The sequence below is a fragment of the Oscillibacter valericigenes genome (assembly GCF_016902445.1).
Lineage (GTDB): Bacteria > Bacillota > Clostridia > Oscillospirales > Oscillospiraceae > Oscillibacter > Oscillibacter avistercoris.
In genome coordinates, this window is the sequence record NZ_JACSNX010000010.1 from 61,899 (window position 1) to 75,440 (window position 13,542).

Sequence of the window (13,542 nt, forward strand, 5' to 3'; positions counted from 1 at the left end):
GAATTCTCCGATTTGCCTTGACAATTCCCGCCGGCTAACGTATGATATAGAAAATATGGTTTCAAAAATCAGATTTCGGGGTGTTGTTTATGACATGGAATCTCGTAAGTGACAGCAGCTGTGACCTGCGGGCATCCTCTTTCCACAGCGGTTCCGTCCGCTTCACGTCCGTCCCCCTCCACATCCAGGTGGGGGAGCAGACCTTTGTGGATGACGACAGCCTGTCTGTCCCCGCCATGCTCTCCGCCATGGCGGCGGAGAAGGCCGCCTCCTCGTCCGCCTGTCCCTCCCCCGCCGCCTTTGCCGAGGCCTTCAAGGCCGGGGACCGCACCGTCTGCTTCACCATCTCCTCCCAGCTCTCCGGCACCTACCATGCGGCCTGCATCGCCCGGGACATGGTCCTGGAAGAACACCCGGACAAGCAGATCTGTGTCATCGACTCCCGCTCCGCCGCCGGTGCCATGGTGCTGCTGATCCGCCGGGCCCGGGCGCTGATCGAGGCGGACCCGGAGGCGGATTTCGAGGCTGTGTGCGGCCAGCTCCGCCGGTACCAGGCCTCCCTGCGGACCTGCTTCACCCTGGAGAATTTCGACAACCTCATCAAGAGCGGCCGGATGCGCCCCATCGTGGGCACGCTGCTCCACTCCCTGGGCATCCACGTCATCGCCGACGCCACGCCGGAGGGCACCATCCGCGTGGCGGACAAGGCCCGGGGCGTGAACAAGACCTACCGGGCCATCACCGCCCTGATGGGCGCCAGCAAGGACTGCACCGATGCGGAGGTGGTGATCTCCCACTGTGAGAACCTGGAGGGGGCCATGGCGCTGAAGCGCCAGATCCTGGAGGATCTGCCGGTAAAGCACGTGGACCTGCTGTCCTGCCGGGGCCTCACCAGCTTCTACGCCATGGAGAAGGGGCTCATCGTGGGGTATTGAGCTGCCTGCGGGGCCCGTTCGATGCCGGAAGGGTTTCCGGCGGAAGGGCCGCAGGGGCGGACCCATGTGTCCGCCCGCCGTTTTTCCGCCGGACTCGCTCCGGCCCCACGAGGTCTGTCAAAAGCGCGCACGGAATTTTTCCGTGCGCGCTTTTTCTTCCGGATACGCCTCTACCCCAGCAGCACGCCTGCCGCAAGAAACGCCAGCGCCAGCAGCAGGAATACCGCCATCAGCTTCCACACGTACTTCACCCACCGGTCATAGGGCACATGGCCCAGGGCCAGGGCGCCCATCACCACCGCCGCCGTGGGTGTGAGGATGTTCACCAGGCCGGAGGCGGACTGGAAGGCCGTCACCACCAGGTCCCCGCCCACGCCGGCGAACTTGCCCAGGGGCGCCACGATGGGGATGGACAGCGTGGCCAGTCCCGATGAGGAGGGGATCAGGATGGTGAGAGGCAGATACAGGGCGAACACCAGCAGCGTGAAGCTGACGGCCCCGGCCCCGGAGAGGGCCGCCTCTCCCCAGTGGAGGATGGTGTCCGTGATGGCGCCGTCCCGCATCAGCACGGTGATGCCCCGGCTGATGCCGATGATGAAGGCCACGCCCAAAAGGTCCGCGCACCCGGCCACATAGGTCTCCGTCAGCTCCTCCTCGCTCATCCGGTCGATGAGGCCGATGACCACGCCCCCCACCAGAAACAGGGCGGAGAGCTCCGGGAACCACCAGCCCAGGGTGGGCAGGGACAGGCCCATCTCGTCAAAGGGCACCACAGCGTAGACCATGATGAGGAACGTCAGGGTGAAGATGGCCATGATGACCTTCCGCTTTGGGGTGAAGGGCACCTGCTGGTCCATGGTCACCTGGATCCTGCCGGCGCCCACGCCCACCACGGACTTGGAGGGATTCCGCTTCACCCGGGCGGCGTAGGCCATCACGAACCAGATGGCCGCCGCCTCAAAGGCCACCCATTCCAGCAGCCGCAGCAGGATGCCCTCGCCCAGGGAGACGCCGGCGAACCCCGCGGCGATGCCGGTGGCAAAGGGGTTCACGGTGGAGGCGATGACGCCGGCACCGGCCCCCAGCAAAATCACGCTGATGCCCACCACCGCGTCGTAGCCGGCGGCCAGAAACACCGGGATCAGCAGGGGGTAGAAGGCCATGGTCTCCTCCCACATGCCGTAGGTGGTGCCGCCCAGGCCGAACAGCAGCATCAGGATGGGGATCAGCCACTTCTCCCGCCCTCCCAGCAGGCGGATGATGTTGGACACGCCGGCGTCCACGGCGCCGGTCTTCATCACCACGCCCAGAAAGCCGCCCACCATCAGGATGAAGATGCACACGTCCACGGCGTCGTAGAAGCCGGAAAAGGCCGCCTTCAGCACATCGCCCACCCCCTGGGGGTTCTGCGCCACGGCGTGGTACGTCCCCGCCACCGGCACGCCGTCCACATAGTCATAGCTGCCCGCCGGGATGATCCAGGTGGCGGCGGCCACCAGGATCAGCAGCAGGAACAAGATGGTGTAGGCGGTGGGCATGTGGAATTTCCGCTCTTTCAAAGAGGTCTCCCCCCTCGCTTTATTTTCCGATGGTGGCCACCAGCACGGCCTTGATGGAGTGCATCCGGTTCTCCGCCTCGTCGAACACCACGCTGTGGCGGCTGCGGAACACCTCGTCGCTGACCTCCCGGATGTCCACGCCCTTGTCGTGCCACTCCTTGGCCAGCTTGGTCTCAAAGTCGTGGAAGGAGGGCAGGCAGTGCATATACAGCACATTGGGGTTGCCGGTGGCCTTCAGGGTCTCCTCCGTCACCCGGTAGGGGGACAGCAGCTTGGCCCGCTCCGGGATCAGGTCCTCCTCGCCCATGGAGGCCCAGATGTCGCCGTAGATCACGTCCGCGTCCTTGAGGGAATTCCTGTCGTCGGTGATCTCGATGAGGCCGCCGTTTTCCCGGGCAGTGGCGAACACCCGCTTCACCAGCGCGCCGTCCATCTCCTTGGCCAGCTCCTGGGGCCCCAGGCCCACAAAGTGCATGCCCATCTTGGCGGCGCCGATCATCCAGGCGTAGCACATGTTGTTGCGCACGTCGCCGGGGAACACCACCTTCACCTGGTTCAGGGGCTTGTGGCAGTGCTCCTCAATGGTCATCATGTCCGCCAGGATCTGGGTGGGGTGGTCCGCGTCGGTGAGGCCGTTCCAGACCGGCACGCCGGCGTACTTTGCCAGGTCCTCCACCACTTTCTGGTCGTAGCCCCGGTACTCGATGCCGTCAAAGAACCGGCCCAGCACACGGGCGGTGTCCTCCAGGGACTCCTTCTTGCCCATCTGGCTGCTGCCGGCGTCCAGATAGGTGACGTGGCCCCCCTCCTGGGTGGCGGCCACCTCGAAGGAGCAGCGGGTGCGGGTGGAGGTCTTTTCAAACAGCAGCACGATGTGCTTGCCCTGCAGGGCGGGGTCGCAGATGCCGGACCGGCGCTTGGCCTTCAGGTCGTGGCCCAGGTCCAGGAGATAGCGGATCTCCGCAGGGGTGAAGTCTTCCAGAGTCAGGAAACTCCGGCCTTTCAGATTGATTGCCATAAAATGCACTCCTTTTTTAGTCATGTTCATGATGAGGGCTTTTGAGGGGGCAGATGCGGGCCGCCGGGCGGCGGCCTCGGGGGTGTCTGCTCCCGCAGGGGGCTGTTCCCACAGGGGTGCGCCCCCCATTGTCGTCGTCGCAAAGTCCGCTAAGCTCCGTTTCCGCCTGCGGCGAAAACTGCGCCTGCTCCCTTGCTCCTCCTCTCCCCACCGCGCGGGGCGCGGCGGGGGCCCCGCATAGAGACACCAAAAAGAAAATGCGCCGCGCCCGGTGGAAAAGAAAAAATGTTCGGCGGGTCGGTCTGCGCAAGCGCAGACCTCCTGCCGCCGGCGGGGGATGGCTGGCAGTCCCTTGCGGCGGTCAGGGACGGAAACGCACCGCCCTTGGGGAGACCTTCGGCCCGGGGAAATCTGGGATACCCTTTGCGCCGATTTTCGCTGCCGCTGGCCAGTGGTTGATGAAGGCTTCAGCATAGACCAACGCAACAACTTCTACGCCGACCCGGGGAGCGCGTAGCGAAGCGGAACGCGCGGAAGGAGGAGCTGGTCAAATGCGTCCTTGCACCCCGACGACCTGGGCACCATCCGCCACGGGACGGCAGTATCGACCTGGCAGAAGACCCTAGCGTGCCCGAAGGCCAGGCAAAATCGGAGCAGGCACCGATCCGCCGACCCCGTCGCGCGCGGAGGGCCACTGCACCGGAGCGCGCCTAACGCTTTTCTCTTTGGACCGTGCACGGCCCGTTTCTCTTTTGGCACGACAAAAGAGAAATGGGGGGTGCATCCTGGCTGGACAAGCCCCCCCTGCGGGAGCAGAGACCCGGTGGCCGCCGTCCGGCGGCCCGCATTCCCCGCCCAGCGGCCGCTTACGGATCCTCCCGCCACAGCGGCATGGACATGCACCGCGGCCCGCCCCGGCCCCGGGACAGCTCCGCGCTGGGGATGGTGTGGAGCCGGATCCCCGCCTCCTCCAGCGCCCGGTTGGTGACGGCGTTCCGGGAGTACACCACCACCTCGCCGGGGCCGACGGCCAGCGTGTTGGAGCCGTCGCTCCACTGCTCCCGGGCGGCGTCGATCTCGCTGCCGGAGCCGCAGGGGATCAGCGTCACACGGTCCAGCCCCAGGTGCTCCTTCAGGATGTCCTCCAGGCGGCCGTCCTCCTGGCGGATCTTCATTTTCCGGTTCTCGTCCAGCTCCATGACGAACACGGTGATCTGCTGGAGGATGTTGGGATGGACGGTGAACTTGTCCCGGTCCACCATGGTGAACACCGTGTCCAGGTGCATGAAGGACCGGCTCTTGGGGATGTCGAAGGCCAGCAGCTTGCGGAACGTCTTGCTCTCGGAGAGCACCGTCTCCGCCAAGGCGTCGATGGAGTCCTCCTCCGTCCGCTGGGAGATGCCCACCGCCAGCACCTGGGGGGACAGGATCAGGATGTCGCCGCCCTCCAGGGAGGAGGTCTCGCCCCGGTCATACCACCGGGGGACGTTCCGGTAGTCCGGGTGGTGCTCGAAGATGAACTTGCCGAACAGGGTCTCCCGGTTCCGGGTGGCGGTGTGCATCTTGTGGATGGACACGCCGGTGCCGATGGTGGCGAAGGGGTCCCGGGTAAAATACAGGTTGGGCAGGGGATCCACGGCGAAGGGATAATCGTCCCCGGCGGCGGAGAGGTAGTCCCCCAGCCGGGCGCTGTTTGTCCGGAGCTGGGACTTGCGGACCCCCGCCATCATGGCGGACACCATCTCCTTGTCCGGCAGGGCGGAGAGGTAGTCCTCCAGGCTCTCCCGGAGGCGGTCGTCCCTGACGCCGGACTCCTCCAGGAACTGGCGGATCAGGTCGGCGCGCACGTCGGCGTCGGTGATGGACTCCGCCACCAGGTCCCGCAGGTAGACCACCTCCACCCCCTGCTGGCGCAGGCAGTCGGCAAAGGCGTCGTGCTCCCGCTGGGCCTCCTTCAGATAGGGGATGTCGTCAAAGAGCAGCCGCTCCAGATACTCCGGCATCAGGTTTTCCAGTTCCCCGCCGGGGCGGTGGAGCAGCACCTTCTTCAGCCGCCCGATCTCGGAGGTGTTGTGAATTCCGGTTTCCAAAAAGCTCACTCCTTTGTTCTGGGAAAGGTACAGGGAAATCGCTCTGGTTTAGGGTCTCTGGATTTTCCGTTTTCATGCGCCGTTCCGGCAGATCCGCCGAAAAAAAGAACGGACATCCCGTCCGTTCTTCCGTCCCGGCGGCGGACTGCCGCCCGCAAAAAAAGGAGAGAGGCTGCGCCTCTCTCCTTTTCCGTTCCATATGATCATCTGTGCTTGCCCAGATAGGCCTCCTTGACCTTTTCGTTTGCCAGCAGCTCCGCGCCGGTGCCGGACATGGTGATGCGCCCCGTCTCCAGCACGTAGGCCAGGTCCGCGATCTTCAGGGCCATGTTGGCGTTCTGCTCGATCAGCAGCACCGTCACCCCCTGCCGGTTGATCTCCCGGATGATGGAGAAGATGTCCTGCACCACCAGCGGGGCAAGGCCCAGAGAGGGCTCATCCAGCATCATCAGCTTCGGCCGGGACATGAGGGCCCGGCCCACGGCCAGCATCTGCTGCTCGCCGCCGGAGAGGGTGCCGGCAGACTGCCAGCTCCGCTCCTCCAGCCGGGGGAACAGCTCAAACACCCACTTCAGGTCCTTCTCGATCTCCGCCTTGTCTTTCCGCAGATAGGCCCCCAGCTTCAGGTTCTCCAGCACCGTCAGGTCGGCGAACACACGCCGGCCCTCCGGGCTCATGGCGATGCCCGCCGCCACGATCTTGTCGATGGACTTGCCCAGCAGCTCCTCCCCGTTCCACTGGATGGAGCCGGACTCCGCCTTCACCAGGCCGGTGATGGTCCGCAGGGTGGTGGACTTGCCGGCGCCGTTGGCGCCGATCAGGGTGACGATCTTGCCGTCCGGCACCTCCAGATCGATGCCCCGCAGGGCCTGGATGCCGCCGTAGGACACTTTCAAATCCTGAATTTTAAGCATCTTCCGCCACCCCCAGGTACGCGTCGATGACGCGCTGATTGTTCTGGATCTCCGCCGGCGTGCCGTCGGCGATCAGCTTGCCGAAGTCCAGCACGTAGATCCGGTCGGAGATGTCCATGACCAGGTCCATGTGGTGCTCGATCAAAAACACCGTCAGGCCGAACTTGGAGCGGATCTCCCCGATGAAGGCCGTCAGCTCGTCGGTCTCCTGGGGGTTCATGCCCGCCGCCGGCTCATCCAGCAGCAGGAGCTGGGGGTCCGTGGCCAGGGCCCGGGCGATCTCCAGCCGCCGCTGCTTGCCGTAGGGCAGGGAGTTGGCCTTCTCCCCGGCCACATTGCTGAGGCCCACTTCCGCCAGCAGCTGGGAGACCCGCTGCCGCTGGGCTTCTTCCTCCTTCCGGTTCAGCCGGAAGGTGGCGGAGAACAGGTTGCTGGTGGACCGGCAGTGCATGGCCGTCAGCACGTTGTTGAACACGGTCTGGTCCTTCCACAGCCGGATGTTCTGGAAGGTCCGGGCCATGCCCATCCGGGTGATCCTGTCCGGGGTGGGGGCCAGGACGTGGGTGTACTCCCCCGCGTGCTCCCCCTTGTACAGCTTCTTCATCTTGCCCTGGGGGTAGTTCTCCACGATCTTCTCCCCCCGGTACCACACCGCCCCGTTGGTGGGCTGGTACACACCGGTGATCACGTTGAAGGCGGTGGTCTTGCCGGCGCCGTTGGGGCCGATCAGGGAGACGATCTCCCCCTCACGGACCTCCAGGTTCATGTTGTTCACGGCGATGACGCCGCCGAACTGCATGGTGATATTCTCCAGCTGAAGGATGTTGCCGCTCATTTCACCGCCTCCTTCTTTTTCCCTTTTCCGGAGAGGCGTCTCCCCAGGCTCCGGGCCACGTCACCCAGCTCCCGGTCCCCCATCAGCCCGCGGCGGAAGAACAGCACCACCACCATGATGATGATGGAGAACACCACCATCCGGAAGCCGGTCCGCAGGAAGGGCACCTTGAAGGCGCCGATATACGTCTCCGTGTCCAGGAACCGCAGCCACCACTCGCTGGCCGCCACGTACAGGAACGAGGCGATGCAGCTGCCGGAGATGGACCCGATGCCGCCGATCACCACGATCAGCAGGATCTCATAGGTCATGGAGGTGGTGAAGGTCTTGGCCTGGGCCTGGTTGGCGAACATGGCGAACATGCCGCCGCCCACACCGGCGAAGAAGGAGCTGATGCAGAAGGCCATCCGCTTGTGCTTGGCCAGGCTGATGCCCATGGCCTCGGCGGCCACCTCGTCCTCCCGGATGGCCTTGAAGGCCCGGCCGTAGGTGGAGTTGATCAGCAGCACCATGATGCCGATGCACACCGCCGCCAGCAGGAAGGGCACGAAGGTGGACAGCCGGAACACCACCTCTCCATTGGCGTTCTCGATATTGAAGCTGGAGAAGGTGGGGAAGTTCTTCAGGGCGTTGGCGCCGTTGGTGACAGGGCCCAGGGCGTCCCACTGGAAGATGGCCCGGATGATCTCCGCGAAGCCCAGGGTGGCAATGGCCAGGTAGTCGCTCTTCAGCCGCAGCACCGGCAGGCCGATGAGCCAGGCCACCACAGCGGCCACGCAGCCCGCCAGGATCAGCGCCGCCAGCACCCCCAGGATCAGCCCCAGGGTGCCGCCGCCGAACAGCTCCGGCAGGGAGAAGTTCACCGCCGAGCCGCCGTAGAGGTAGTAGACACTCTCCCGGTCGGCGGAGGGGATGGTCAGAATGGCGTAGGTGTAGGCGCCCAGCAGCATGAAGCCCGCCTGCCCCAGGGAGAACAGGCCCGTAAAGCCGTTCAGCAGGTTCAGGGAGGCCGCCACCAGGGCGTACACGGCGCCCTTTTTCAGCACCGTGAACAGCATGCTGGTGGGCTGCATGGTGTTTTCCAGCACCATCACCAGGATCAGCAGGGCTGCCACGCAGCCCAGGGCGATCCATGTGCCCCGTTTGCTCTTTTTCTCTTGCAGCATCGTGACCGCCCCCTTTACACTTTATCGGTGGACTTCTCACCGAACAATCCGGTGGGCTTTACCACCAGGATGATGATGAGCAGCGCGAAGGTGAACGCGTCGGAGAACACGCTCCAGTCGGAGCTCTTGATCACCGTCTCGCTCAGGCCGATGAGGAAGGCCCCCACCACGGCGCCGGGAATGGACCCGATGCCGCCGAACACCGCCGCCACGAAGGCCCGCAGCCCCGGCAGGGAGCCGGACAGGGGCACGATGGAGGGATAGTTGGTGAAGTAGAGGGCCGAGCCCACCGCCGCCAGCAGAGAGCCGATGACGAAGGTGAAGCTGATGACGTTGTTGATCTTGATGCCCATCAGCTGCGCCGTCTCAAAGTCCCGGGAGGCGGCCCGCATGGCCATACCGATCTTGGTGTGGTTGATCAGCTGGGTCAGCGCGATCACCAGGGCCACCACCAGGAACGGCGTGATCACCGTCACCATCTTGGTGGACGTGCCGGCAATGGTGATCTGATCGGACAGCACCGGCAGATTGGGATACATCTGGGGCAGGCCGCCGGTGATATAGGTGGCCAGGTTCTGCAGCAGATAGCTGACGCCGATGGCGGAGATCATGACGCTCATCCGGGGTGCCGAGCGCAGGGGCTTGTAGGCCGCCCGCTCGATGACGAAGCCCAGCAGCACCGTCAGCAGGATCATCAGCGGCACCGCCGCGCCGATGGGCAGGCTGGCGCTGAGATAGACCATGATGAGGCCCGCCGCCATGAACACGTCGCCGTGGGCGAAGTTGATCAGGCGCAGGATGCCGTACACCATGGTGTAGCCGATGGCGATCAGGGCATACTGCCCGCCCAGCGAGATGCCGGACAGCAGGATGGAGATTCCGTATTGCACAGGGAGTTCCCCCTTTTCCTTTCAGTAGTGGCGGGTGGGAAGGACCGTCTCCAAAAAGGCCGGACACCGGCCCCTTTCGAGGCGGCCCCGCCCGCAGAAGAGAACAAGCCGCCTGGCGGGGGAGCCCCCCGCCAGGCTGGCCGAATGGCAGGCGTTTATTCCACGGTCTGGACCGTCTCCAGCGCCCACGCGTTGTTGGCGGTGTCGGCGGTCTTGATATAGGCGGTGTCCCGGATGGCGTCGCCCTGCTCGTCAAAGGCGATGGAGCCGGACACGCCGTCATAGGTCACGCCGGGCAGGGCGGCCTTCACGGCGCCGGGATCGGTGGAGCCGGCGGCCTTCAGGGCCTCCAGGGCCACGTAGTAGGCGTCATAGCCCATGGCGGTGACGGCGGCGATGGTGTCGTTGCCGCCGTTGTTGGTCATGGCGGTGGAGTCCTCGTTCAGCCAGGCCTTGATGCCGTCGTCGAATTCAGGGGAGCCGCCCTCCTGATAGAAGGTGGACACATACAGCTGCACGTTGCTGCCCTGCGCGGCCTCCAGGACCATGTTGCTGTCCAGGGTGTCGGAGCCCAGCAGGGGGATGTCCAGATCCATGGAGGCGGCCAGCTTCACGATCTGGGTGGCGTAGGCGATGGACACGGGGCAGAAGATCACGTCCACATCCTCCGCCACGGCCTTGGTCAGATAGGTGCTGAAGTCAGAGGTGTTGGTGGGGAAGGAGTCCTTGATGACCTCGCCGTCGAAGTTCTGCTCGAAGAAGGCGATCAGGCCCTGGTCGTACTCATTGCCCAGCTCGCCCAGGCAGTAGGCCTTCTGGGCGCTGAACTTGTCTTTTGCGAAGTTCACCAGCACCTGGGCCTGGAAGTTGTCCAGGAAGCAGATCCGGAAGTAATAGTCGTTGCCGGCCGTGATCTGGGGGTTGGTGCAGGTGACGCCGATGGCAGCCAGGCCCGCCTCGTCAAACACCGGGCCGCCGGCCATGGCCACGCTGGAGCCATAGGAGCCCAGCACCAGGCTCACGTCCTTGCTGACCAGCTCCGCCGCGGCGGTGGGCGCCTTGTCGGTGGTGGAGCCGTTGTCGGCATAGACCAGCTCCACCGTATAGGTGGTGCCGCCGATGTCCACGGTGGGCGTCTCCCGGTTGGCGTACTGCATGCCCAGCATCTCCTGCTTGCCGCCGGGGCCGGAGTCGCCGGTGGCGGGCTCGAACACGCCGATGCGGACCACGGGATCGCCGCTTTCAGAGGCACCGCCGTCGTCGGCAGGTGTATCGCTGCTGCCGCCGCAGGCGGCCAGGCTCAGAACCATGACCAGGGTCAGAGCCAGCGCAAAAACTCTTTTCATCTTCTTTTCCTCCTGACAAATGATCGAGAATCGCTGTTCCCTCACGTATGAAAGGCATTTTACAGGTTTTTTCCAGTCTTTTCAAGGTGAATAATCCACAGAAAGTTTTCCGGCTCCTTCAAAAAAAGTTCAAAATTTTTCCGCATATTCCGGTCATTTGTCTTTCTATAGCGGACGATGCCAAACATTCACGGAGAAAAGCGCAGGCATTTGTCCGTAATACAGAGACAGTCTGTTTGGTGATTTTGCCAATTCCGCCCTGGAAAAACAGGGGCTTTTTCCGTCACTCCAACAGTTTTGGACGGTTTCCCCCGGTTTATTCCCCCGCTCCGGCGGGAAAAAACCGCCGCCCGGATGTCCGGACGGCGGTCTCGCTCACGTCTCTTCTTTTTTCAGGGACAGGGCCGGCGCCTCGCCGAACACCGCCAGGAACGCCTCCTGCTCCATGGTCTCATGCTCCAGCAGATAGGACGCCACGGTCTCCAGCTTGTCGCGGTCATCCCGCAGGATCTGCTCGCACCGGTCGTAGGCGGCCGCCACCAGCCGCTGGACCTCCTCGTCGATCTGGGCCGCCACCGCCTCGGAATAGCTGCGGCCCTGGGTCATGGTGCGGCCGATAAAGACCTCCTCGTGGCCGGACTCGAAGGACACGGTGCCGATCCGGTCGCTCATGCCGTAGGTGGCCACCATCTTCCGGGCGATCTGGCTGGCCCGCTGGATGTCGTTGCTGGCGCCGGTGGAGATGTCTCCCAGGCACAGCTTCTCCGCCACCCGGCCGCCCAAGAGGCCCACGATCTGGTCCTCCATATACCGCTTGGAGAGGTAGGACCGGTCCTCCTCCGGCAGGGAGATGGTCATGCCCCCCGCCTGGCCCCGGGGGACGATGGTGATCTGGGTCACCGGGTCCTGGTCCGGCAGGGCGTGCATCACCACGGCGTGGCCCGCCTCGTGATAGGCGGTGAGCCTCCGCTCGTGCTCCGGGATCACCCGGCTCTTCTTCTCCGGTCCGGCGATGACCTTGATCTCGGCGTCCTTCAGGTCCTGCATGGTGATGAACTTCCGGCCCCGCCGGGCGGCCAGCAGGGCGCCCTCGTTGATGAGGTTCTCCAGATCCGCCCCGGTGAAGCCGGGCGTGCCCCGGGCCAGCTGACCCAGGTCCACGTCCTCCGCCAGGGGCTTGCCCTTGGCGTGGACCTCCAGGATCTCCTTCCGGCCCCGGATGTCCGGCAGGCCCACGTACACCTGCCGGTCGAACCGGCCGGGCCGCAGCAGCGCCGGGTCCAGCACGTCCGCCCGGTTGGTGGCCGCCAGGACCACCACGCCCTCGTTGGCGGTGAAGCCGTCCATCTCCACCAGCAGCTGGTTCAGGGTCTGCTCCCGCTCGTCGTGGCCGCCGCCCAGGCCCGTGCCCCGCTGGCGGCCCACGGCGTCGATCTCGTCGATGAAGACGATGGCGGGGGCGTTCTTCTTGGCCTGCTCAAAGAGGTCCCGGACGCGGGACGCGCCCACGCCCACGTACAGCTCCACAAAGTCGGAGCCGGAGATGGAGAGGAAGCCCACGCCGGCCTCCCCGGCCACGGCCTTGGCCAGCAGGGTCTTGCCGGTGCCCGGCGGGCCCACCAGCAGCACGCCCTTGGGGATGCGGGCCCCCAGGGAGATATACTTCTTGGGGTCCTTCAGGAACTCCACGATCTCCTGGAGCTCCTCCTTCTCCTCGTCGGCGCCGGCCACATCGTCAAAGGTGGTCTTCTTGTCCTTGTCCGTCAGCGTCCGGGTGTGGGCGGAGCCGAACTTGGCCATCTTGTCCGGCCCCATGCCGCCGCCCTGGGCCCTGGCCACCAGAAAGTACCACATCAGCCCAAAGACCACCGCCACCAGCAGGAAGGGCAGCAGCTCCAGCAGCCAGTTGGTGCGGATGGGCTCCGGGTAGTCGTAGTGGAGGATGATCCCGTCGGCGTACTGCTCCTGGACCAGGTCGTTGAAGTCGTCATAGAACAGCTGGAAGCTGTACAGCTCATACCGGACGGGCTCTTCGCCGTCCTCCTGGCCCCGCAGCTCCATGGTCAGCGTCCCGCCGCTGTCGATGGAGAAGCTCTCCACCTTCTCCTGCAGGAACAGCTGGCGGACCTGGGAGTACTCCATCTGGTCCGCCTGGCTGTCGCTCTGCCACAGCCAGTTCACGCACAGCAGGATGACGATGGCCAGCAGAATAAAGCTCAGATTGGATAGCCGTGTTTGTTTCGTCACGAGCAGAAGCCTCCTTTTTCGCCGTCCGGCGGCGAGGTGTGGGTGGCGGCCGTTTGGCCGGGGAATCGCCCGATTGGGCGTGAGAAACAGCGCCCGCTGGGGGCCGCTTCCACGGGGGATGCGCCCCCCATTGTCGTCGTCGCAAAGTCCGCTAAGCTCCGTTTCCGCCTGCGGCGAAAACTGCGCCCGCTCCCTTGCTCCTCCTCTCCCCACCGCGCGGGGCGCGGTGGGGGCCCCGCATAGAGACATCAAAAAGAAAATGCGCCGCGCCCGGTGGAAAAGAAAAAATGTTCGGCGGGTCGGTCTGCGCCCGCGCAGACCTCCTGCCGCCGGCGGGGGATGGTTGGCTGTCCCGTGTAGAAGTCAGGGACGGAAACGCGTTGCCCTTGGGGAAACCTCCGGCCCGGGGAGGTCTGGGATACATCCAGCTTCTCTTTTCGCTGCCGCTGGCCGGTGGTCGATGAAGGCTTCAGCATAGGACAACGCAACAGCTCCTACGCCCGCCGGGGGAGCGCGTAGCGAAGCGGAACGCGCGGAAAGAG

The 13,542-nt window shown here is 64.8% G+C and carries 10 protein-coding genes; 1 reads left to right on the top strand and 9 read right to left on the bottom strand.

Going from position 1 to position 13,542, the window contains the following annotated elements:
- Positions 1 to 89 precede the first annotated feature (89 nt).
- A complete protein-coding gene (locus H9X91_RS08335) occupies positions 90 to 935 on the top strand; it encodes a DegV family protein (RefSeq protein ID WP_204804243.1) in 846 nt (281 codons plus the stop codon).
- Positions 936 to 1,105: 170 nt separating this feature from the next.
- Here H9X91_RS08335 and H9X91_RS08340 read toward each other — a convergent pair whose 3' ends face one another.
- From H9X91_RS08340 to ftsH, 9 genes are all read right to left on the bottom strand, one after another.
- Positions 1,106 to 2,494: a YfcC family protein gene (locus H9X91_RS08340; protein WP_204804245.1), complete on the bottom strand. Its 1,389-nt coding sequence runs from the start codon at positions 2,492 to 2,494 to the stop codon at positions 1,106 to 1,108.
- Between the two features lie 19 nt (positions 2,495 to 2,513).
- Positions 2,514 to 3,512: an ornithine carbamoyltransferase gene (gene argF, locus H9X91_RS08345; RefSeq protein ID WP_204804247.1), complete on the bottom strand. Its 999-nt coding sequence runs from the start codon at positions 3,510 to 3,512 to the stop codon at positions 2,514 to 2,516.
- 866 nt (positions 3,513 to 4,378) lie between these two features.
- Entirely contained in the window at positions 4,379 to 5,602 is a 1,224-nt protein-coding gene (gene arcA, locus H9X91_RS08350; RefSeq protein ID WP_204804249.1) for an arginine deiminase, read from the bottom strand.
- Positions 5,603 to 5,805: 203 nt separating this feature from the next.
- Positions 5,806 to 6,516: an ABC transporter ATP-binding protein gene (locus H9X91_RS08355; RefSeq protein ID WP_204804251.1), complete on the bottom strand. Its 711-nt coding sequence runs from the start codon at positions 6,514 to 6,516 to the stop codon at positions 5,806 to 5,808.
- Positions 6,509 to 7,351 (bottom strand): ABC transporter ATP-binding protein, encoded by an 843-nt coding sequence (locus H9X91_RS08360; RefSeq protein ID WP_204804253.1) that lies wholly within the window; start codon positions 7,349 to 7,351, stop codon positions 6,509 to 6,511. Before H9X91_RS08360 ends, H9X91_RS08355 begins: the two co-directional genes overlap by 8 nt.
- Complete coding sequence (locus H9X91_RS08365; protein WP_204804255.1) at positions 7,348 to 8,517, bottom strand: branched-chain amino acid ABC transporter permease; 1,170 nt, start codon at positions 8,515 to 8,517, stop codon at positions 7,348 to 7,350. Before H9X91_RS08365 ends, H9X91_RS08360 begins: the two co-directional genes overlap by 4 nt.
- Positions 8,518 to 8,531: 14 nt before the next feature.
- Positions 8,532 to 9,407: a branched-chain amino acid ABC transporter permease gene (locus tag H9X91_RS08370; protein WP_204804257.1), complete on the bottom strand. Its 876-nt coding sequence runs from the start codon at positions 9,405 to 9,407 to the stop codon at positions 8,532 to 8,534.
- Positions 9,408 to 9,562: 155 nt separating this feature from the next.
- Positions 9,563 to 10,753, bottom strand: a complete 1,191-nt coding sequence (locus H9X91_RS08375; RefSeq protein ID WP_204804259.1) for an ABC transporter substrate-binding protein — start codon at positions 10,751 to 10,753, stop codon at positions 9,563 to 9,565.
- Between the two features lie 375 nt (positions 10,754 to 11,128).
- Complete coding sequence (ftsH, locus tag H9X91_RS08380; RefSeq protein ID WP_338111962.1) at positions 11,129 to 13,000, bottom strand: ATP-dependent zinc metalloprotease FtsH; 1,872 nt, start codon at positions 12,998 to 13,000, stop codon at positions 11,129 to 11,131.
- Positions 13,001 to 13,542: the final 542 nt, after the last annotated feature.

Bases quoted from the DNA above. Each gene is read 5' to 3' on its own strand.
- H9X91_RS08335 (WP_204804243.1), top strand. From the start codon at position 90: ATGACATGGAATCTCGTAAGTGACAGCAGCTGTGACCTGCGGGCATCC.
- H9X91_RS08375 (WP_204804259.1), bottom strand. From the start codon at position 10,753: ATGAAAAGAGTTTTTGCGCTGGCTCTGACCCTGGTCATGGTTCTGAGC.
- argF (WP_204804247.1), bottom strand. From the start codon at position 3,512: ATGGCAATCAATCTGAAAGGCCGGAGTTTCCTGACTCTGGAAGACTTC.
- H9X91_RS08365 (WP_204804255.1), bottom strand. From the start codon at position 8,517: ATGCTGCAAGAGAAAAAGAGCAAACGGGGCACATGGATCGCCCTGGGC.
- H9X91_RS08360 (WP_204804253.1), bottom strand. From the start codon at position 7,351: ATGAGCGGCAACATCCTTCAGCTGGAGAATATCACCATGCAGTTCGGC.
- H9X91_RS08355 (WP_204804251.1), bottom strand. From the start codon at position 6,516: ATGCTTAAAATTCAGGATTTGAAAGTGTCCTACGGCGGCATCCAGGCC.